This window comes from Streptomyces sp. S.PB5 (assembly GCF_030403745.1).
Lineage (GTDB): Bacteria > Actinomycetota > Actinomycetes > Streptomycetales > Streptomycetaceae > Streptomyces.
On the sequence record NZ_JAQMWP010000018.1, the window covers coordinates 61,078 to 80,444 of the forward strand.

Sequence of the window (19,367 nt, forward strand, 5' to 3'; positions counted from 1 at the left end):
AGCCCGGCAACGCCCGCGAACAGCACGCACAGTGCCGACGACGGCTCCCAGCCCGCAGCCGCGGACAAGGCGGGCTGTGGTCCGTTCGGCCAGGGGTGCGAACTGCTGGGCGGCAGAGGGGACATGGGCCCCGACGGCGGTGTACGCCGCGGTCGGGGCCACCATGCCGGGGGCGTCCAGGGAGGCCGCGGGCGGCCTGGAGAGGTATGCAGCGGACGGACGGCTATAGACGAGCTGTGGGCGGTGATCGAGCCGTTGCTGCCCAAGGTGGAGCATCGGACGTGGCATCCGGGACGCAAACGGCATCCTGACCGGTTGGTCCTCCAGGGCGTCCTGTTCGTGCTGTGCACCGGGATCGCCTGGGAACATCTGCCGCAGGAACTCGGCTTCGGGTCGGGAATGACCTGCTGGCGCCGCCTGGCCGAGTGGATCGAGGCAGGTGTATGGCCCGAACTGCACGGGGTCCTCCTCGCCGAACTCCGCAGCGCGAATGCCCTCGATTTCTCTCGTGCAGCCGTCGACGGCTCCCACATCCGGGCGTTGAAGGGAGGTGCCAAGACTGGGCGAACCCGGTGGACCGCGGGAGGATGGGCAGCAAACACCACCTGATCACCGACGCCAACCGGCATCCCGCTCGCCGCCACCCTGACCGGGGGCAACCGCAACGATGTCACCCAGCCGATCCCGCTCCTCCAAGCCGTGCCGCACGTTCGCGGCAAGCGCGGCCTGCCTCGACGCCGCCCCGACGTGGTGCTGGCCGACCGCGGCTACGACCACGACACATACCGCCGACTGGTCTGGGTCCTCGGGGTGAAGCCGCTGATCGCCCGCCGTGGCACCGAGCATGGCTCCGGACCGGGCATCCAACGCTGGGTCGTGGAGCGCGCGTTCGCCCATGTGCATTGGTTTTGCCGCTTGCGAATCCGCTGGGAGATACGCGACGACATCCACGAAGCGTTCCTCACTCTCGGATGCGCGCTCATCTGCTGGCGACGTCTGATGCGATCGCGTGGGAGTGCTGGGTGAGACGACGTGCCGGACTTCCGGACGTCGAAGTTGCGGGGATGCGTAAGGCCGTAATGGCGGCGAGATCTCCTGACGGGTCGTGCCGGTGGGGCGGATCAGCGGGTGAAGGCGACAGATTCAGCGAGATCCTTCTGAGTCTCGAGCGCGGTGAGACGTTCGGTGAGTGCCGCGTGGATTGCGCTGTAGGTGTCGGAGCCGAGAGTCAGGCGCAGTGGCGGGCTCGGGTGGCGGGTGGTGTCGTAAATCGCGGCGGCGAGCTTGGCCGGGTCGCCGGTGAAGACGCTCTCGTCTGCGGTTTCCAGGTAGTGCCGGGTCTGGCCGACGGCATTGTCGCGGTAGACGGTCGTTTCGGTGGTGTATTGCAGGGCCGAAGCGAAGCCGGTACGGGTGGCGCCGGGCTCGACCAGAGTGAGGTGAATGTTGAAGTCGGAGACCTCGCGGCTGACGCTCTCGGTGAAGCCCTCCAGCCCCCACTTGCCCGCGTGATAGGAGCTGTGAGTGGGGATACCGACCTGGCCGCCCAGGCTGGAGATCTGGATGATGCGGCCACCGCCCTGCTCACGCATCGGCTGCAGGAAGGCGCGGGTGATCAGCATCGGCGCGAGCAGGAGGACCTCGATCTGGTCGCGAATCTGCTCGACGGTCATTTCCTCGGCGGCGCCCACAACCGCGTATCCGGCATTGTTGACCACAATGTCCACCGGCCCGGATTGGAGAGTCCTGCCGACCACCTTGTCCACATCGGCCGGCCGCGTGAGGTCGAGGATCTCGACAGTCAGCCGGTCGCCGTACGTCTCGCGCAGATCTTCCAGAGCTGCCGGGCGGCGGACCGTCGCCGTAACGCGGTCGCCGTTCCGGAGGGCGTGCTCGGTGAGATGGCGGCCCAGCCCACCGGAGGCTCCGGTGACGAACCAGTGACGTGAGGCCTTGTCGGAGGGGGCGGGCATGGGGGTCTCCTGAAGTAGAGTAATACCGGAACCTGTTCCGTTTAAGTTAAGCGGAACGGATTCCGGAAAGCAACTGGAGATCGACACCGAAGGATCCCGCATGCCCGCCACGCCCCGCCGTACCAGGAGTGACGCGCTGCAGAACCGGGAGCGCTTGCTCGAGGTCGCCGCGCAGGCCTTCGCCGAGCAGGGGCTGGACACCGCGCCTGCCGCCATCGCCAAGCAGGCGGGCGTCGGTGTCGGCACGCTCTACCGGCACTTCCCGACTCGGGAAGTCCTCATCGACGCCGCCTACCGGCGCCAACTCACCCAGGTGTGCGAGAAGGTGAACGACCTTGTCACCCAGCACCCGGCCGCCGAGGCCACCCGGATGTGGATGGAACACTTCATCCACTACGCCACGGCAAAGAGCGGAATGTCCGAAGCCCTCAACGCGGTCATCGCCTCCGGTATCGATCCATACTCCGACAGCCGCGCACTCCTTACCGACGCAGTCGCCACCCTCCTCGCGGCCGGCGCCCGAGACGGAAGCCTGCGAACGGACGTCGCCGCGGACAATGTCCTACTCCTCATGGGTGGCATCGCCTATTCCGTGCAGCACGGCACCGAAGAGCAAGCCCGTCCGCTCGTCGACCTCTTCATGGACGCGCTGACCAAGGACTCGACCGCGGGCTGAACCCGAGCTCCCGGACCGGCACGCCGACGCGAGCGCAGCCACGGTCAATTCATCGAGTGGCTCTGCCGGCACTCACGAGGTTCTGGACACATGCCCGCACCGGCGGGCGAGCGGGGTCGTCGGCGACCGCGTTCACCAGGCAGCGGTGACGGCGTCGGTCCGCACAGGCGCGGCCGTCTTCGCGGTGATCTCGTCGAGGGTGATGCCGGGTGCGGTTTCGACGACGGCCAGGCCGTCGGGTGTGATGTCGAGGACGCCGAGGTCGGTGATGACGCGGTGGACGCACCGTTCGCCGGTGAGCGGGAGGGTGCACTCGGTCAGGATCTTCGGGCTGCCGTCCTTGGCGGTGTGCTCCATCAGGACGACGACCCGGCGGGCGCCGTGGACCAGGTCCATCGCCCCGCCCATGCCCTTGACCATCTTTCCGGGGATCATCCAGTTGGCCAGGTCACCGCGTGCCGACACCTGCATGGCGCCCAGCACCGCGGTGTCGATGTGACCGCCGCGGATCATGCCGAAGGACAGGGCCGAGTCGAAGAAGGACGCGCCGGGCAGAACGGTGACCGTCTCCTTGCCCGCGTTGATGAGGTCCGGGTCGACCTCGTCGTCGGTCGGGTAGGGGCCGGTGCCGAGGATGCCGTTCTCGGAGTGCAGCACCACGTGCACGCCGGGCGGGAGGTGGCCCGGGATGCGGGTGGGCAGGCCGATGCCGAGGTTGACGTAGGAGCCGTCGGTGAGTTCGGCGGCGGCGCGGGCGGCCATCTGGTCGCGGGTCCAGCCCCGGGGCGTGTCCATCGTCGCTCTCATGCTCGTACCGTCCTCTTCTCGATCTGTTTGTCAGCGGCCTGAGTGGGGGTGAGTTCCACGATCCGCTGGATGAAGACGCCGGGGACGTGGACGGCGTCGGGGCTCAGCTCGCCCGGTTCCACGAGCTCTTCGACCTCGGCGATCGTGATCCGGCCGGCCATCGCCGCGAGCGGGTTGAAGTTGGCCGCGGCGCGGCGGAAGACGAGGTTGCCGTGCCGGTCCCCCCGCCAGGCCCGGACGAGGGCGAAGTCGGTGGTGATGGCGTGCTCCAGGACGTGCGGTCGACCGCGGAAGTCCCGGGTCTCCTTGGGCGGGGAGGCCACGGCGACCGAGCCGTCCGCCGCGTACCTCCACGGCAGACCGCCGTGGGCGACCTGGGTGCCCACACCGGCCGGGGTGTAGAACGCGGGGATGCCCGCGCCGCCGGCGCGCAGCCGTTCGGCCAGTGTGCCCTGCGGCACCAGCTCCACCTCCAGCTCACCCGACAGGTACTGGCGGGCGAACTCCTTGTTCTCGCCGACGTAACTGCCCGTCACGCGGGCGATCCGGCCGGCGGCGAGCAGCACGCCCAGCCCACGGCCGTCCACGCCGCAGTTGTTCGACACGACCCGCAGGCTGGTGGCGCCCTGCTCGTGCAGGGCCCGGATCACCACCGCGGGGATGCCGCTGAGGCCGAAGCCGCCGACGGCCAGTGACGCGCCGTCGGGAATGTCGGCGACCGCCTCTTCGGCGGACGCGCTGACCTTGTTCACTGAACGACCTTTCAGCCGGGGAGTACGGATGACCAGCCGCCGTCGACGACGAGGTTGGCGCCGGTGATGTAGGACGCCTCGTCGGAGGCGAGGAAGACCGCGGCGTTCACGACCTCGTCGGGGAGGCCGACGCGGCCGAGGGGGATGTGGCGGGCGATGGCGCGCATGGGGTGATCGGCGGCGAGCAGGTCACCGCGCGAGCCCTCGGTGTCGACCAGCCCGGGGCTGACGCAGTTGGCCCGGATGCCGTGCGGGGCGCCTTCGGCGGCGAGTTGGCGGGTCAGGGCGATCACGGCGCCCTTGGAGGCGGAGTGCGCCGTGCGCCGGTTGGTCAGCGAGCCGATCAGTCCGGCCGTCGAGCCGACGGTGAGGACGCAGCCGCGGCTGCGCACCAGGTGCGGCCAGGCGACGTGCGCGGCCAGCCACACCGAGTTCAGCTCCGCGCGCAGCGTGAAGGTGAAGTCCTCGTACGGCTGGGTGTCCACGGCTCCGAAACGGACGGCACCGGCGTTGGCGTAGAGGATGTCGATCCCGCCGAAGGCGTCCACGGCCTCCTGCACCCACGCGCGGACGGAGGCCTCGTCCGTGACGTCCAGCGGGCCGGGAGTCAGGGCGGTGCCGCCCGCCTCCCCCACGAGCCGCTGGGTCTCCAGCGCCGCCTCGTGCAGCAGGTCTCCGCCGACGACGATCGCGCCCTCGGCCGCGAACCGCAGCGCCGCCGCCCGGCCCTGACCACGGGCGGTGCCCGAGATCAGGGCCACCTTGCCTTCGAGGCGTCTCATGACGCCTCCGGGCGCAACGCGTCGGCGATGGACTTCACACCGCCGTGCGCGGTGAGTCCGCCGTCGACCGGGATCTCGGCGCCGGTGATGAACGAGGACTCGTCGGACAGGAGGAAGACCACGAGCGGGGCTACCTCGTCCACCGTGCCGGTGCGGCCGAGAGGAGTCTCGCGGATGTTCGCCTCGCGGAAGGCAGGGGCGGCGGAGGCGGTCATCTCGGTCTCGATGAAGCCGGGGTGGATCGTGTTGACCCGGATGCCGCGCGGGCCGAGCTCTGTGGCCGCGGTCTTCGACAGGCCGCGCAGTGCCCACTTGCTGGTCGTGTACGCGACCGGGTAGTGGCCGCTGAGCGCGGCGGTGGAACCGACGTTGACGACGGACGAGCCGGGCGGCATCAGCGGGGTCAGGTGCTGGATTCCCAGCAACGGGCCGGTGACGTTGACGGCGTGGACACGGGCGAAGTCGTCGGGGGTGACCTCGCCGAGGCGGGCACGCCAGGTGATGCCCGCGTTGTTGACCAGGCCGTGCACCTGGCCGTACGACTCCCGCAGTTCGGCGGCCAGTTCCGCCCACTGCTTGTCGTCGGTGACGTCGAGCCGGCGGCAGCCGGGGGCCTCGGTCACGTCGGTGGCGATGACACGGGCGCCCTCGCGCGTCAGTGCCTCGGCCTCGGCGGCGCCCTGGCCGCGCGCGGCGCCGGTGACGACGACTACCTTGCCGAGGAGTCTCTTGGGGTGCAGGTCGTTCACGGCCGCTCCCGGCTGCGGCGGCGGGCGGTCGGCAGTGGCTGCCGATCCCTGCCCGCGACCACGGTGTTGGAGACGGTGCCGATGCCCTCCACGGTGAGGGTGACGGTGTCGCCCGGTTTCAGCGGGGGCGGGACCTGCTCGCCCCGGACGCCCCACAGCTCGGCGAGGCAGCCGCCGTTGCCGCAGGTGCCGGAGCCGAGCACGTCGCCGGGGCGGACGACGGTGCCCCGCGAGGCGTAGGCGGCCATCTCCTCGAAGGTCCAGCTCATGTTGGACAGCAGGTCCTTGCCGACGACCTCGCCGTTCACCGAGGCGGTCAGCGCCAGGCGCAGAAAGCCGTCGGTGTCGCGGTAGGGCTCCAACTCGTCGGCGGTGACCAGGTACGGGCCGAGGGTGGCGGCGGTGTCCTTGCCCTTGCACGGGCCGAGGCGCACCTGCATCTCGCGGGACTGCAAGTCGCGGGCCGACCAGTCGTTGAAGACCGTGTAGCCGATGATGTGGTCCCGTGCCTGTTCCGGCGTCAGGTCCCGCCCCTCCCGGCCGATGACGGCGGCGACCTCCAGCTCGAAGTCGAGGACCTCGCTGCCCGGCGGCACCGGGACGTCGTCGTGGGCGCCGATGACGGCGTACGGATTGGTGAAGTAGAACGTCGGGGCGTCGTACCAGGCTTCGGGCACCCCGCCGACGCCGTCGACGGATCGCCGCACCCCTTCGACGTGCTCCTCGAAGGTGACGAAGTCCCGCACGGTGGGCGGCTCAAGCGGCGGCAGCAGTCGCACCTCGGACACATGGGGACCCGACGGGACGTCGAGGGTGGCGGCGCCGGCATCCAGGAGCGCGTCGAGTCCGTCGCCGCGGCTGATCAGTTCCGCGAGCGAGCGCGCCCCGGGAACCGGATGGAGGGTGCCGTCCTCCTCGACGACGGCGACCCGGCGCTGGTGTCGGTGTTCATAGGTGGCGAAGCGCATGCACGGCTCCAGGCTCCGGCGGTCATCGACAGCGGTGGGAACCGGGGACGCGGCAAGGGCGTCAGGGCGGTGACAGGGCCACCGCGTCCCCGGGGTTCGAGAGGGTCAGACCGGCGGGGCGACGAACACACCACGGTCGACGTCGTTGAACGACTCCTTGGCGACCAGCTCGTTCATCGGGTTCGCCGTGCCCCACTGGTCGGTGACCTCGGGCTGGGAGAAGTCGTAGACGTGGGGATGCCAGGTGTCCTCGTCCAGCAGCTCCAACTCCGTCGTGTACTCCACGGTGTTGCCGTGCGGGTCCAGGAAGTACGTGAACGTGTTGTCGCCCGCCACGTGCCGGCCCGGACCCCAGACTTTCTTGAAGCCGGCGCGGATGATGCGGCCGGAGCCGCGCATGTACTCGTCCAGGCCGCGCATCTCGAAGGAGACGTGGTGCAGGGAGGTGTGCGGGCCCTTGGCGATGGCCATGGAGTGGTGCTGGTTGGAGATCCGCATGAAGTGCATGACGTCACCGACGTACGGCGAGCTGAGCGTGTCGGAGTGGCGGAAGCCGAGGTGGGTCTCGTACCACTCACGGGTCCGGTCCAGGTCCGGCGAGTTCAGCACGACGTGCGACAGTTTGACCGGGATCGACTCCTTCTCCTCGATCTTGCGGTGCTGCCGTACGTCCACATCGGCGGAGACCTCGATGGTGCGGCCGTCGATGTCGAAGAAGCGGAAGCCGTAGCCGCCGCCGGGGGTGTCGATCTTGCCCGGTTGGGAGATCAACCGCACGCCGCCCGTGAGGAGTTGGTCGGCGAGGGTGTCCACGTCCTCGGCGGAGGCGGCGCCGTAGGAGACGAGGTCGAGGCGCTTCTCCTCGGCCTTGCGCAGCCGCACCACGTACTGTTCGGGGCTGCCCTCGGCGGCGAGGAAGGAGATGCCGGAGTCCTCGGCGACCTTGGTCAGGCCCCAGACGCCGGCGTAGAAGTCGAGCTGCTTGTCGTAGTCGGGCACGGCGAGATCGACGTGCCGCAGATGGGTGAGCAGACGTGCGCTCATGGTGGGTTTTCCTCCTGTGGGGGGTCAGGTGAGGCGCAGCAGCGTTGTCGCGTTGCCGCCGCGCACGGCGTGGAAGTCGTCTTCGGGCAGGCGTGCGGCGCGCAGTGCGCCGACAGGGTCCTCGGTGCCCATGTCGAAGGGGAAGTCGGAGCCGAGCAGTACCCGGTCCGAACCGGCGGCCCGGATCAACTCCCGCAGCACGTACGGGTCATGGACCAGGGAGTCGAAGTACAGGCGCTTGAGGTAGCTGCTGGGCAGGTGGGCGCAGCCCGCGCCCGCGTCGGAGCGGGCCGACCAGGCGTGGTCGGAGCGGCCGATGTGGGTGGGCAGATAGCCGCCCCCGTGCGCGGCGAGAACCTTCAGCTCCGGGTGCCGGTCCAGCACCCCGGAGAAGATCAGGTGCGAGAGGGCGACGGCGTTCTCGGTGGGCTGGCCGACGGTGTTGGACAGGTACCACCGGTCGAGGCGCTCGTCGAGCGTGCAGCCGAAGGGGTGCAGGAAGAGGATCGCGCCCGTCTCCTCGGCCCGGGTCCAGAAGGGCTCGTACGCCGGATCCGACAGCTCCCGTCCCGGCGCGTGCGAGGAGATCTCGACACCCGACAGGCCCATGCCCATGGCGAGTTCGAGCGCGCGCACCGCCGATTCCGGGTGCTGCAGGGGGACGAGGCCCAGACCCTGCAGCCGGCCGGGCGCCTGGGCGCAGTGGGCGGCCGTCGCCTCGTTGGCGAGGAGGTACACCTTCTCCGCCGTCTCCTCGTCCGCCCAGTAGTGGTAGTGCGAGGGCGACGGGCTGACCAGCTGGACGTCCACACCCTGCGCGTCCATCGCGGCCAGTCGTACGGCGACGTCCGTCAGCCTCGGGATGCGCTCGGCGACCATGGGGCCGTTGACGGCGAGGGCCGCGGGCCCGTTGCGGCGGGCGTCGAGGGCCCTGGCCTCCGCGAGGCCCGGCAGGCCGGCCACCAGGGCCTCGACCTCCGGGATCAGGACGTGTGCGTGTACGTCGACAGTCGGCGAGGGGCGTTGGTCGCGTTGGGTGCGTCTGCCAGCGGTGGCCGGGGGAGGGTAGGCCGTCACGGCAGCTCCCTGAGCACCGGCATCGTGCCGGCCAACAGGCCGGGCACGTCACCGGGCACGCCGTCGAGCTGCCACTGCCCGATCTGCACGGACGCTTCGACGACCATCCGGACCCGGTCGATCCGCCGCTCGTAGTAGCGCGTGAGCAGTTCCTCGTCCCATGCGGATGCACTGGTCAGCAGCTGGGACAGCACCCAGGCGTCCTCCACGGCCATCGCCGCGCCCTGGGCGATCGTGGGCGGGCAGCAGTGCGCGGCGTCGCCGACGAGGACGACCCGGCCCCGGTGCCAGGACCCCTCGACCAGCATCCGGTCGAACCAGGTGTAGTTCACCTGCGCCGGGTCGGTGATCGAGTCACGGATCTCGTCCCAGGCACCGCCGTAGCCCTCGGCGAGGCGGCGCATCTCCTGCGCGTAGGACTCGGGCGGGATCGTGGCGCGGTCGCGGCCGGCCTCCACCAGATAGGCGTAGACCGTGTCCTCGCTGGTGGGCGTGTAGCCGGCGATGTAGCAGGGGCCTCCGTGGGAGAGGACGCTGCACTCCACTCCGGCCGGGCGGGGCGCCGGGACCCGCCAGATGGCCATGCCGGTCGGCTCGGGTTTGACGTCGATGCCGATGGCGGCGCGGGTCGCGGAGTGCAGGCCGTCGGCGGCCACGACGAGGTCGTAGCGGCCCTCGGTGCCGTCACTGAACCGGACGGTCGCTGATGTGTCGTCCTGGGTGAGGATCTCGGCGGTGGTGCCGAGCCGGATGTTCGCGCCGGATGCCCGGACGGCGTCGACGAGGATGCGCTGGAGCACCGGGCGTTGCATGCCGAGGGTGGCGGGGAGGTCGTCTCCGCCGGTGCGCAGGACGTCGCCGACGTGCAGCACGGTGCCGTCGGGCGTCGTCAGCCCCAGGGCGTCGAAGCCGAAGCCGTGCTCGCGGACCTCGTCCCAGACGCCGATCTCGCGCAGCACGCGCAGGGCGTTGCCCTGAAGGGTGATGCCGGAGCCGCGTACGTTCCAGTCCGGCCTGACCTCGACGACGTCGACGTCGACGCCGGCCCGCCGCAGCAGCACGGTCATGACATTGCCGGAGGTGCCCCCTCCGATGACCAGGACTCTCTTGCCTTCCATCGCCAACTCCTTTGTTGGGCAGGTCACTTGACGGCGACCGGATTGACGGGGGAGCCCACGGCTCCGGTGATGGGCAGGGGCGCGGCGGTGAGCCAGAACTCGTACACGCCGTCGCGGGCGCAGTCGTCCGCGAGGGTGTCGGGGTCCCACATCTCGCCGATGAGCAGGCCCATGTTGGGGATGACGACCTGGTGCAGCGGCTGGAAGGCGCCGTCGAACTCGTTCGGCCGTACCTCGAAGCCCCAGGTGTCGGTGGCGATCGCGGCGATCTCGCTCGTGTGCAGCCAGCCGGCGGTGGTGAAGGACAGGCCGGGAGAGTCTCCGCCCGCGTAGTCGCCCCAGCCCTCGCAGCGGGCGCGCGTCAGCCGTCCGGTGCGGACGACGACGATGTCCCCGCGGCCGACGGCCACGCCGTGCGCCTCGGCCGTCGCGGTCAGGTGTTCCTCGGTGATCGCGAAACCGTCCGGCAGTTCCCCGCGTTCGTCGCCGATCACCCGGCCGACATCGAGGAGGACTGCGCGCCCGGCGACGTACGGGGCCATGTGCTCGATGCCGGTGACCAGGTCGCCGTCGGAGGTGACGACCTTCTCGGCCGCCCGCCCGTTCCACGCCTTGCCGTGGTCGAAGATGTGCCCGAGCCCGTCCCATTGGGTGGAGCACTGCAGAGGCATCGCGATCACGTCGTCGGCGCCGCCGATGCCGTGCGGGAAGCCCTGGTTGCCCAGGGCCGCGTCCGTGCCCGTGTCCAGCATGGTGTGGACGGGGTTGGTGCGGCGGCGCCAGCCCTTCTGCGGTCCGTTCATGTCGAACCGCTGCGACAGCGAGAAACTCACGCCCCTCCGCACCAGCGCGGCACCCTCGCGGCGCTTGGCCTCGTCGAGGAAGTTCAGGGTGCCGAGCACATCGTCCTCGCCCCAACGCCCCCAGTTGGAACACCGTTTGGCGGCCTCGGCGATCGCGCCCTCGGCGTCCGTGGGGTCGAGCGGGGCTGTCACGACACGGTCCCCTCGGCGACACAGCGGGTGCGCTGCGCGCCCAGACCCGTGATGGAGCCTTCCATGACGTCGCCGTCGCGCAGCAGCCGTCCCCAGTGCATGCCGTTGCCGGCCGGGCTGCCGGTGAGCACCAGGTCGCCGGGCAGGAGCCGGGAGGTCCGGGAGATGTACGACACCAGCCGTGCGATGCCGAAGAGCATGTCCTTGGTGGACTCGTCCTGCATGGTCTCGCCGTTGAGCTTCAGCGTGACCCGCAGGTCGCCCGGGTCGGCGATCGACTCGGCGGGCACGATCCACGGCCCGAGCGGGGTGAAACCCGGAGCGTTCTTGCAGCGCAGCCAGTCGGTACCGATGGCCTTCATGTCCCGGCGGAAGACGGTCGCCCGGTCGGTGAGGTCGTTGGCGATGGTGTACCCGGCCACGTACTCCAGGGCCTCCTCGACCGTCACCCGGTAGGCGGGCCTGGCGATGACGGCCGCCAACTCCAGCTCCCAGTCGGGCTGTTCGGCCCAGTCCGGGAGTACGACGTCGTCGAAGGGGCCGGTGATCGCGCTCGGCAGGCCGATGAACACGTACGGCAGGTCCTCGGCCGCCCGCCGGTCCATGACCGCGGCGATCTCCGCGCGCGCCTCCTCCACGGTGCGGGGGTCGTCGGGGGAGCGGTGGGCGACCTCCAGGTCGATCACGTGCTGCCGGTAGTTGGCGCCGGACTGGAAGACCTGGCGGGGCTCGACCGGCGCGTGCGCTCGCAGCTGCTCCAACGGCCGCCAGTCGGCCGTCTCGTCGGCCGCGAGCTCGTGCAGGCGAGGGAGCAACTCGTCCCAGCGCTCGAAGATCTCCCGGGCCGTCAGGACAGGCTCTGCGAGCGCCGTACGAAGATCCAGCACCCGCCCCTCGGGGAGCACGAGACCGGGGAAAGCCACCTGGTCAGAGGTGGAAAGGACGCCAAGGGCGAAGGGTCCGGAGAAGGACGGGGAAGCGGCTGCGGGTTTCACTGGTATGTCCTCCAGATTGCGGTGGGACCAATGTGGCCCTCACCGAGTAATCTGGGAAATCGATTCTTTAGATGCTGATCATCTGTGCTGCAAATGTCTCCGCCGCAAGCGGCCTCACTCTGGAGGCGTCGTGTCCCTCTCCGGCCTCGATCTCAATCTCGTCCTGTCCTTGCGGGCCCTGCTGGAGGAACGCAACGTCACGCGTGCCGGTCAGCGCGTCGGGCTCAGTCAGCCGGCGATGAGCGCGGCCCTGGCTCGCCTGCGCCGCCACTTCGATGACGAGCTGCTCGCGCGCGTCGGCAAGCAGTACGAACTGACCGCCCTCGGCCGCGCTCTGCTGGACCGCGCCTCGACCGCCTGCGACCTGCTGGAACGGGTCTTCAGCAGCAGGGCCGACTTCGCCCCGGGCAGCGAGGAGCACGAGTTCACCCTGCTCACCTCCGACTACGCGCTCAGCGTCTTCGGCGCCGAGCTCGCCCAGCGGGTGCACGCCGAGGCCCCCGGGGTACGGCTGCGCTTCCAGCGGACGCCCGGCGACGTCACGGAGGACACCGAAACACTGCTCAGAACGGCCGACGGACTGTTCATGCCGCACGGTGTCATCAGCGGATTTCCCGCCGTGGAACTGTTCGCCGACCGCTGGGTCTTCCTCGTCGCCGAGACCAACGACGAGGTCGGCGACCGGCTCACCATGGATGACCTGGCACGGTTGCCCTGGGTCGCCTACCAACGCACCTACGACGCCCCGGCCGCCCGGCAGTTGAGCATGCTCGGCATCGAACCGCACGTCGAGGTCTCCGTCGACAGCTTCCAGGCGCTGCCCTTCCTGGTCGCCGGCACCCACCGGATCGCTCTGGTTCAGCAGCGCCTGGCCGAGCTGCTGCGGGGAGTGGCAGCCGTACGCCTCATGGAACCTCCCTACGCGGCGGTCCCTCTCCAGGAGGCACTGTGGTGGCACCCGGTGCACACCCACGACGCGGCCCACATCTGGCTGCGCGAGACCGCGGCCCGCGTGGGAGCGGAGCTGGCCGCCTCCGAGCCCGGCCGTATCGTCACGGTCGCACCGAGATAGCGGGCTCCTACAGGTGCTCAGTATCCAGGACGCGAATGATCCACATCTTCGATATCGATCGGATGAGGGCTAGGCAGGACCTCTCCGCTGGCCCATAGTCGTCTCAACCCGGCGCCGGAGCCCTACCGCCACCCGCTGCCGGGACCGCGCAGGCGCCCGGCGAGCCGGCCCGCCGCGACGCCCGGCAGCCATCGGCACCCCTGCGAACCTGCCACCGGTACCTGGCGGCCCGACCGCGACCGCCGCACCGCCCGTCCCCCTCCCGACATGCCACGTGGAGTTCCCGCATGCCCGCACCCGTGCCCCCGCTCCCTTCCCCGCCCCCCGCAGCTGTCGCAGACACCCCGTCCGAGCACACCGTGTCCGGCCCCGGCCACCGGCTTCGCCTCACGCTGCTGATGGCCGGCGCCTGTCTGCCCATCCTGGGCGCCGTGCTCATCGCCCCCGTCCTGCCCCAGATGGAGGACCACTTCGCCGGCGCACCGGGCGCCGACGCGCTCGTCCCCATGGCCCTGACCATCCCCGCCCTCTCCCTGGCGCTGCTGGCCCCCTTCGCCGGCGTCCTCGTCGACCGACTCGGCCGCAAACGCCTGCTCGTCGTCTCGACCGTGCTGTACGCGGTCCTCGGCACCGCCCCGCTGTGGCTGGACTCCCTCGGTGCCATCGTCGCCAGCCGCGCCCTCGTCGGTGTCGCCGAAGCCGCCATCATGACCTGCAGCACCACGCTGATCGGCGACTACTACTCCGGCCGGCAACGCGACCGCTACCTCGCGATGCAGACGATGTGCGCCTCGATCTCCGCGACGGCCTTCTTCGTGCTGGGCGGCGCGGCCGGATCGGCCGGCTGGCGTGCACCGTTCTGGGCCTACGCCGTGAGCCTGCTGCTCGCCCCCGCCATGGCCGCTTTCCTGCCCCAGCCCCGACCGGCCGACCGCGCGGACGAGCCTGCCACCACCGCCGCGGAACCGATGGCCGAGCGGCCCTTCCCCTGGCGTGCGTTGGCCGGCACGTGCGCGCTGACCCTCTTCGGCGCCGTCCTCTTCTACACCGTCCAGGTGGAGATGGCGTTCCTCCTGGACGACATGGGCGTGAGCAGCTCCGGCGTGATCGGACTGGCCACCGCCTGCTCCAGCGCCGCGGTCGTGATCGGCGCCGTCGTCTTCACCAAGGCCGGCCGCAGCCCGCAAGCCTGGCTGCCCACCGCCTTCGGTCTGTCAGCCCTCGGCTTCGCGGTGATCTGGCTCGCCCCCGACCCCGTCGTACTGACCATCGGTGCCGTGATCAACTGCCTCGGCAGCGGCATCATGCTACCGAGCCTGCTCACCCTCGCCATGTCCCAGCTCCACTACGCCGACCGCGGCCGCGGCACCGGTCTGTGGACGGGCTCCTTCTTCCTCGGCCAGTTCATCTGCCCGCTCGTGGTTCTGGCGCTCACCTCCGCGGCCGGCACCCTGGCGAACGCCCTGGGCATGCTCGCCCTCGCCGGGGCCGTCGCCGCCGCCGCACTCGGCCTCGCCGCCCGACGCCGCCGGACGGGAGCCGCCTCGGAGCCGATCCGGCAGATGGCGGGCTGACCCGCCACGGCGCCGATCCACCACGAGAACCGCACACCCGTCGAGATCGGCATCGCGCACGTCCCCGCGATGCCGATCACCATCACGCCGCGGACGTCGCACGACGCCCCCAGGACAGCGACTGCTCGTGGGCACACCGCAGCCTGCCACCCGCAGCGAGGAGGCGGCCATCGCCTACCTCACTGCCGTGACGGCGCCGACCTGACGGGACAGACACCGGGGCCCGCCCGGAGCTCAGTGGGCGTGGTCGTCGCCGAAGCGCTCGGAGAGCTCGAACATGCTGCCCCACGGATCGCGGAAGAAGGCGAGGCGGGCGCTGATGTCGTCGATCTCGAACGGGGGTTGACGATGTCCACTCCGCGGGCGCGCAGTTCCTCGAGCGCGGCGTCGACGTCGTCCACGGACAGGCACACGTGGTTGTAGCCGTTCACGCCGAGGCTCGCGTCGACGTCGCCGAACCGGGGCTGGGCAGTGGCACCGGGGTCGCCGAGGATCTCCAGCCGGAAGTCGTCCTGAGCGGGCGGCAGCGCGTAGGCGAGGGTCAAGTCGCCGTACGGCCACACCTGCAGCACTCGCCGGCCCATCGTGTCGACCCAGAACGACCGGGTCGCCTCGAAGTCGGGGTACCGGATGCCGGTGTGGTGGCCGCGTACCGAGGCGAACGGCGAACGACAGCGGCGCCGGGGCGCGCTCGCCACTGCATGCATTCGAGGAACGCCTGGGGGTTCGGTTGCCGGGATGTGGGGGCCTGGCCAGGGCTGTGTCTGGTCTCGGCGTCAGCCGAAGCCTTTATGAGCCCCGGTGATGGGCGGTGACGTGCTCAACTACTGTCGGCCTGGGCACGTCACGGGCGTGGAGGTAAGGGGGAGGGTATGGAGCTGCCGGAGCTGCGTCGTGGGGTTGAGGCGGCACGGGCGGTTGCTGCGGAGCTGGGCCTTCAGGCCGACGGGATGGTCGTCATCAACAACTCGGACCGTGTGGTGCTGCGCCTGGTCCCGTGTGATGTTGTGGCTCGGGTCGCCCCACAGCGGCATCTTGCTGATCTGGAGTTCGAGGTAGGGGTTGCGTGCCGTCTCACCGATGTCGGTGCTCCGGTTGCTGAACTCGAGCCTCGGGTCGAGCCGCGCGTGTATGTGCGTGACGCTTTCGCCATTTCGTTTTGGACCTACTACGAGCCTGTGGGGTCACAGATCGCGGCGGCCGACTACGCAGAGGTGCTCATGCGGCACCATGCCGCCCTGCGCCGGATCGATCTGGACGCGCCGCACTTCACCGATCGGGTCGCTGGGGCGCTCAGAGAGGTGGACGACCGGAAGCGCTCCCCAGAACTGCCCGACTCGGACCGGCAGTTCCTCAGCAGCACACTCAGGGGACTGAGCGCTGCGATCAGCACTGAGAATGCCGATGATCAGCTGTTGCATGGCGAGCCGCATCCGGGCAACCTCCTCCATACGAGGAGAGGGCCGCTCTTCGTGGACCTTGCCACGTGCTGCCGTGGGCCGATCGAGTTCGACCTCGCCCATGCGCCCGAAGAAGTGGGCAAGCTCTATGCGGGGTGTGACCACGAGCTGGTTCACCGGTGCCGGGCCCTGAACTGGGCGATGTTCTCGGCCTGGCGCTGGCGTCGGGATGACCAGTTGCCCGGCCGGAGCCACTGGAGGGTGGAGGGGCTCAACCGGGTTCGTGTTGCACTCGATCGGTGCGGGCCGGGCTGAACTCAAGACAAAGGGTCCTCGGCGACGGTGTCCGCGGCTGGGGCATGGAGCAGTGCGGCCGGGTAGATGGTGGTGGCCGTGCCGCACCCCCGAGCGGGTGCGCGAAGCGCGCGTCGGGTCTTCTCACGCGGTCGGCGGCCCATTGCCGTCGGAGCCGCGAAGACGGAGCCGCGAGGACGGCGACGGGTCCGGTCATGAACGATCGGACGGCCCCGTGGCGGTCTGCGTCGCGAGGAGCGGTTCGAGTTGGGCGGCCCACTCCGGGTGCATGGCGGCCTTCTTCTCGTGCAGCGCCATGATCTCGCCGGCCAGCTCGGGGGACATGTCGTCGGAGAGGTCGGGGCCGATGGAGATCTTGGCCAGGTGCGGGATGATTTCGGGGTCTCCCGCCAGGTGAACCGGGTCGTGCATGTACCGCTCGAGGGCCGCCAGGTCCTCGATGCCCACGCAGTAGGCGTGGGTGAGGCCTTCGGCGGGATCGCCCAAGCTCTGCCCGACGGTTGCGAACGAGACCGACTCGACGGACGCCGTTCGCCGCATCAGCGCGAGCACCTGGGCCTTCTGCTCCTCGGTCGTCCCGTCCTTGAAGGCGAAGCGCAGCGTGTGAACGATCATGGTTTCCCACCCTTGAATTGAACTAAACAGTTCAGTAAATCTTCCATACCGGTGTTGAAGTTAGAATGAACCCATGAGTTCAACAGCGTCAACCGGGGGCAGGGGCGTCTCGCGCGGGCGGGTCGACAAGCGACAGGCGATCTTGGACGCCGCGTTCGCCGTCTTCGCGCGGCGCGGATACGCACAGGCCTGCGTCCAGGAGATCGCGGAGGAGGCGCGCGTCGCCAAACCGACCGTCTACAACCACCTGAACGACAAGGAGACCCTCTTCCGCCACACCATCGAGGCGGCGGCCGACACCCTGATGGCGGAGAACCTCGCGGTCGTCGAGCGGCTGCGCGAGCGAGCCCCGGACGACGACCTGCGTGTGGCGCTCGTGGACCTGGCCCAACGGCTGTTGCGGATCTGCTGCGGTGAACGCGCCCGCGCGCTGCGCTGGTTGACCTACGCCCAGGTGGCTCAATTCCCCGATCTGATCGAGACCGTGCAAGAGCGCACCGCGCACCGTCCCCGCGCGGCGCTCGCCGATCGGCTGGCCCGCCTCTCACTCGCCGGCCGCCTGCGCCCATGCGACCCGGAGCAGGCCGCCGAACACTTCTTCGCCCTGCTCACCGGCCCTTTGGAGTTGCGCTCGCGGCTGGGCACCCGTCGCGTCCCCGCCGCCGAGCTCCGCGTCATCGCGAATGCGGCCGTGGACGCCTTCCTGCGCGCGTACGGGGGCGATTGAACTGAGCGATGGCCACCTTCGCGTGGTCGCTCGCCCACCTCAGGTCAGGCAGCACCGCGCTGCCCCCAAAGGGGGACGTACATGACACCTCCTCAGAACGTCACGCCCATACCGTGGACCGGCGCGCTGATCCGGCTGCTCGCTGTCGCTACCGGGCGCGCCTCTCGCTGCTCATCGCCGACGCTGGACTCGGTCATGGGAGGAGGCGCGCGAGCCTGTCACGAGATCGGTGTTCTGAAGCCGTCCGCGGTGCGGGAGGGTGGCAAAGGCCCGGGCGCTGTGGCCGAATGCGGCGCCTAACGGATCCCTTCCAAGGCGGAAATGATTCCGTAACGCCAGCGGTGTCTACTCTCATGCAACAAGGATTCATTAGAGTAGACACCTTCTGATGGGCAGGGAGGGTTCCATGAGGACCGACCCCGATCTCGCGGACCTGGTCCGCGCGGACGGCATCGAGTTCGTACTGGCCGTCTTCGTCGACCTGACCGGCAAGCCGTGCGCCAAGCTGGTGCCGGCCCAGGCCGTCGAGCAACTCCGCGACGAGGGAGTCGGTTTCGCCGGGTACGCGGTCGGCGCGCTCGGTCAGCAGCCCAGCGACCCGGACGTCATCGCCCGGCCGGACGCCCGCTCGTACACGCCGGTTCCCTTCGTCAAGCCCGGCCTCGCGCTCGTGCACTGCGACCCGTATGTGGAGGGCGAGCCCTGGCCGTACGCCCCGCGTGTCATCCTGCGCCGGCTGCTGGAGCGGGCGGCGGAGCTGGGCCTTTCGCTCTCCGTGGGCGCCGAGGTCGAGTACTTCCTGGTCAACCGCGACGAGCACGGCGTGCTCAGCGTCGCCGACACCAAGGACACGGCGGACCAGCCCTGTTACGACGCCCGCGGGCTGACCCGGATGTACGACCATCTCACCGCCGTCTCCAGCGCCATGAACGCCCTCGGCTGGGGCAACTACGCCAACGACCACGAGGACGGCAACGGCCAGTTCGAGCAGAACTTCCAGCACGCCGACGCCCTCACCACCGCCGACCGGGTCATCACCCTGCGGTACCTGGTCTCGGTCCTTGCCGAACAGCGCGGCATGACCGCCACGTTCATGCCGAAGCCGTTCACCGACCGCACCGGCACCGGCATGCACCTGCACATGTCGCTGTGGCGCGGCGAGGAACCCGCCTTCCCGGACACCGCCGACGACCGCGGCCTCGGGCTCTCCCCGCTCGCCTACTCCTTCGTCGCCGGGATCGTCGAACACGCCCGGGCCCTCCAGGCCGTCATCGCGCCGACCGTCAACTCCTACAAGCGCACCGGTGCCGTGAACACCCGCTCGGGCGCCACCTGGTCCCCGCGCGTGGCGAGTTACGGCGGCAACGACCGCACCCACTTCGTCCGCGTCCCCGACGGCAACCGCATCGAGCTGCGCGGCGGGGACGGCGCGGCCAACCCCTATCTCGCGGCGGCCGCCGCCCTCGCCGCCGGTCTCGACGGCATCGAACGCGGCCTCGACCCGGGCGAACCCGGCGCCGCGGGCAAGGGCCCGGAACTCCCGCCGACCCTGCTCCACGCGGTCGAGGCGTTCCAGGCGGACGACGTGATCAGCGGCGCGCTGGACGCGGCGGGCAGTGGAGTGAGCGCGTACTTCGCCGACCTCAAGCGCGAGGAGTTCTTCGACTGGCACGCCACGGTCGGCCCCTGGGAGCTCGACCGCTATCTGACCGCATTCTGAAGGGACTT

Annotated in this window: 19 protein-coding genes and 1 pseudogene; 7 read left to right on the top strand and 13 right to left on the bottom strand. The window is 70.1% G+C overall.

The window, feature by feature from the left end; all coding sequences use genetic code 11:
* Positions 1 to 225: 225 nt before the first annotated feature.
* Positions 226 to 1,026, top strand: a pseudogene (locus PH203_RS37310) (IS5 family transposase).
* Between the two features lie 95 nt (positions 1,027 to 1,121).
* Here the strand turns inward: PH203_RS37310 and PH203_RS37315 are convergent.
* Positions 1,122 to 1,973 (bottom strand): SDR family oxidoreductase, encoded by an 852-nt coding sequence (locus tag PH203_RS37315; protein WP_289925997.1) that lies wholly within the window; start codon positions 1,971 to 1,973, stop codon positions 1,122 to 1,124.
* A 100-nt stretch (positions 1,974 to 2,073) separates the two neighbouring features.
* Between PH203_RS37315 and PH203_RS37320 the strand changes: the two genes are divergently transcribed.
* Complete coding sequence (locus tag PH203_RS37320) at positions 2,074 to 2,649, top strand: TetR/AcrR family transcriptional regulator (protein ID WP_289925998.1); 576 nt, start codon at positions 2,074 to 2,076, stop codon at positions 2,647 to 2,649.
* Positions 2,650 to 2,781: 132 nt separating this feature from the next.
* Here the strand turns inward: PH203_RS37320 and PH203_RS37325 are convergent, their stop codons facing one another.
* From PH203_RS37325 to PH203_RS37370, 10 genes are all read right to left on the bottom strand, one after another.
* Complete coding sequence (locus tag PH203_RS37325; RefSeq protein WP_289926000.1) at positions 2,782 to 3,456, bottom strand: CoA transferase subunit B; 675 nt, start codon at positions 3,454 to 3,456, stop codon at positions 2,782 to 2,784.
* A complete protein-coding gene (locus tag PH203_RS37330; protein ID WP_289926002.1) occupies positions 3,453 to 4,208 on the bottom strand; it encodes a CoA transferase subunit A in 756 nt (251 codons plus the stop codon). Before PH203_RS37330 ends, PH203_RS37325 begins: the two co-directional genes overlap by 4 nt.
* 11 nt (positions 4,209 to 4,219) lie before the next feature.
* Positions 4,220 to 4,990 (bottom strand): SDR family NAD(P)-dependent oxidoreductase, encoded by a 771-nt coding sequence (locus PH203_RS37335; RefSeq protein WP_289926004.1) that lies wholly within the window; start codon positions 4,988 to 4,990, stop codon positions 4,220 to 4,222.
* Positions 4,987 to 5,739: an SDR family oxidoreductase gene (locus tag PH203_RS37340; protein WP_289926006.1), complete on the bottom strand. Its 753-nt coding sequence runs from the start codon at positions 5,737 to 5,739 to the stop codon at positions 4,987 to 4,989. Before PH203_RS37340 ends, PH203_RS37335 begins: the two co-directional genes overlap by 4 nt.
* Positions 5,736 to 6,707 carry a fumarylacetoacetate hydrolase family protein gene (locus PH203_RS37345; RefSeq protein WP_289926007.1) on the bottom strand — a complete coding sequence of 324 codons (972 nt, stop codon included), beginning with the start codon at positions 6,705 to 6,707 and terminating at the stop codon, positions 5,736 to 5,738. Before PH203_RS37345 ends, PH203_RS37340 begins: the two co-directional genes overlap by 4 nt.
* 105 nt (positions 6,708 to 6,812) lie before the next feature.
* Positions 6,813 to 7,751, bottom strand: a complete 939-nt coding sequence (locus tag PH203_RS37350; protein WP_289926008.1) for a VOC family protein — start codon at positions 7,749 to 7,751, stop codon at positions 6,813 to 6,815.
* Between the two features lie 24 nt (positions 7,752 to 7,775).
* The gene (locus PH203_RS37355; RefSeq protein ID WP_289926010.1) at positions 7,776 to 8,828 is read right to left on the bottom strand and encodes an amidohydrolase family protein; all 1,053 of its coding nucleotides are present in this window, start codon (positions 8,826 to 8,828) and stop codon (positions 7,776 to 7,778) included.
* Positions 8,825 to 9,946 (bottom strand): FAD-dependent oxidoreductase, encoded by a 1,122-nt coding sequence (locus tag PH203_RS37360; protein ID WP_289926012.1) that lies wholly within the window; start codon positions 9,944 to 9,946, stop codon positions 8,825 to 8,827. Before PH203_RS37360 ends, PH203_RS37355 begins: the two co-directional genes overlap by 4 nt.
* 23 nt (positions 9,947 to 9,969) lie before the next feature.
* On the bottom strand, positions 9,970 to 10,941 hold the full coding sequence (locus tag PH203_RS37365; protein WP_289926014.1) for a cyclase family protein: 972 nt from the start codon (positions 10,939 to 10,941) through the stop codon (positions 9,970 to 9,972).
* Positions 10,938 to 11,936 carry a fumarylacetoacetate hydrolase family protein gene (locus PH203_RS37370; RefSeq protein WP_289926015.1) on the bottom strand — a complete coding sequence of 333 codons (999 nt, stop codon included), beginning with the start codon at positions 11,934 to 11,936 and terminating at the stop codon, positions 10,938 to 10,940. The genes PH203_RS37365 and PH203_RS37370 overlap by 4 nt, the downstream gene beginning before the upstream one ends.
* A 130-nt stretch (positions 11,937 to 12,066) precedes the next feature.
* Here PH203_RS37370 and PH203_RS37375 point away from each other — a divergent pair, with 130 nt between their 5' ends.
* Positions 12,067 to 13,008, top strand: coding sequence for a LysR family transcriptional regulator (locus tag PH203_RS37375; protein ID WP_289926016.1), 942 nt, complete (start codon positions 12,067 to 12,069; stop codon positions 13,006 to 13,008).
* Positions 13,009 to 13,295: 287 nt separating this feature from the next.
* Positions 13,296 to 14,582 (top strand): MFS transporter, encoded by a 1,287-nt coding sequence (locus tag PH203_RS37380; protein WP_289926017.1) that lies wholly within the window; start codon positions 13,296 to 13,298, stop codon positions 14,580 to 14,582.
* A 179-nt stretch (positions 14,583 to 14,761) separates the two neighbouring features.
* Here the strand turns inward: PH203_RS37380 and PH203_RS37385 are convergent, their stop codons facing one another.
* On the bottom strand, positions 14,762 to 15,280 hold the full coding sequence (locus tag PH203_RS37385) for a VOC family protein (RefSeq protein ID WP_289926019.1): 519 nt from the start codon (positions 15,278 to 15,280) through the stop codon (positions 14,762 to 14,764).
* Between the two features lie 174 nt (positions 15,281 to 15,454).
* Between PH203_RS37385 and PH203_RS37390 the strand changes: the two genes are divergently transcribed.
* Positions 15,455 to 16,297, top strand: a complete 843-nt coding sequence (locus PH203_RS37390) for a phosphotransferase (RefSeq protein WP_289926021.1) — start codon at positions 15,455 to 15,457, stop codon at positions 16,295 to 16,297.
* A gap of 192 nt (positions 16,298 to 16,489) precedes the next feature.
* Here PH203_RS37390 and PH203_RS37395 read toward each other — a convergent pair whose 3' ends face one another.
* Positions 16,490 to 16,912 carry a Dabb family protein gene (locus PH203_RS37395; protein WP_289926022.1) on the bottom strand — a complete coding sequence of 141 codons (423 nt, stop codon included), beginning with the start codon at positions 16,910 to 16,912 and terminating at the stop codon, positions 16,490 to 16,492.
* A 73-nt stretch (positions 16,913 to 16,985) separates the two neighbouring features.
* Here PH203_RS37395 and PH203_RS37400 point away from each other — a divergent pair, with 73 nt between their 5' ends.
* Together PH203_RS37400 and glnT are read left to right on the top strand one after the other, a co-directional pair.
* Positions 16,986 to 17,639, top strand: a complete 654-nt coding sequence (locus PH203_RS37400) for a TetR/AcrR family transcriptional regulator (protein WP_289926024.1) — start codon at positions 16,986 to 16,988, stop codon at positions 17,637 to 17,639.
* A 406-nt stretch (positions 17,640 to 18,045) separates the two neighbouring features.
* Positions 18,046 to 19,359 (top strand): type III glutamate--ammonia ligase, encoded by a 1,314-nt coding sequence (gene glnT / locus PH203_RS37405; RefSeq protein ID WP_289926026.1) that lies wholly within the window; start codon positions 18,046 to 18,048, stop codon positions 19,357 to 19,359.
* The last annotated feature ends 8 nt before the right edge of the window (positions 19,360 to 19,367 follow it).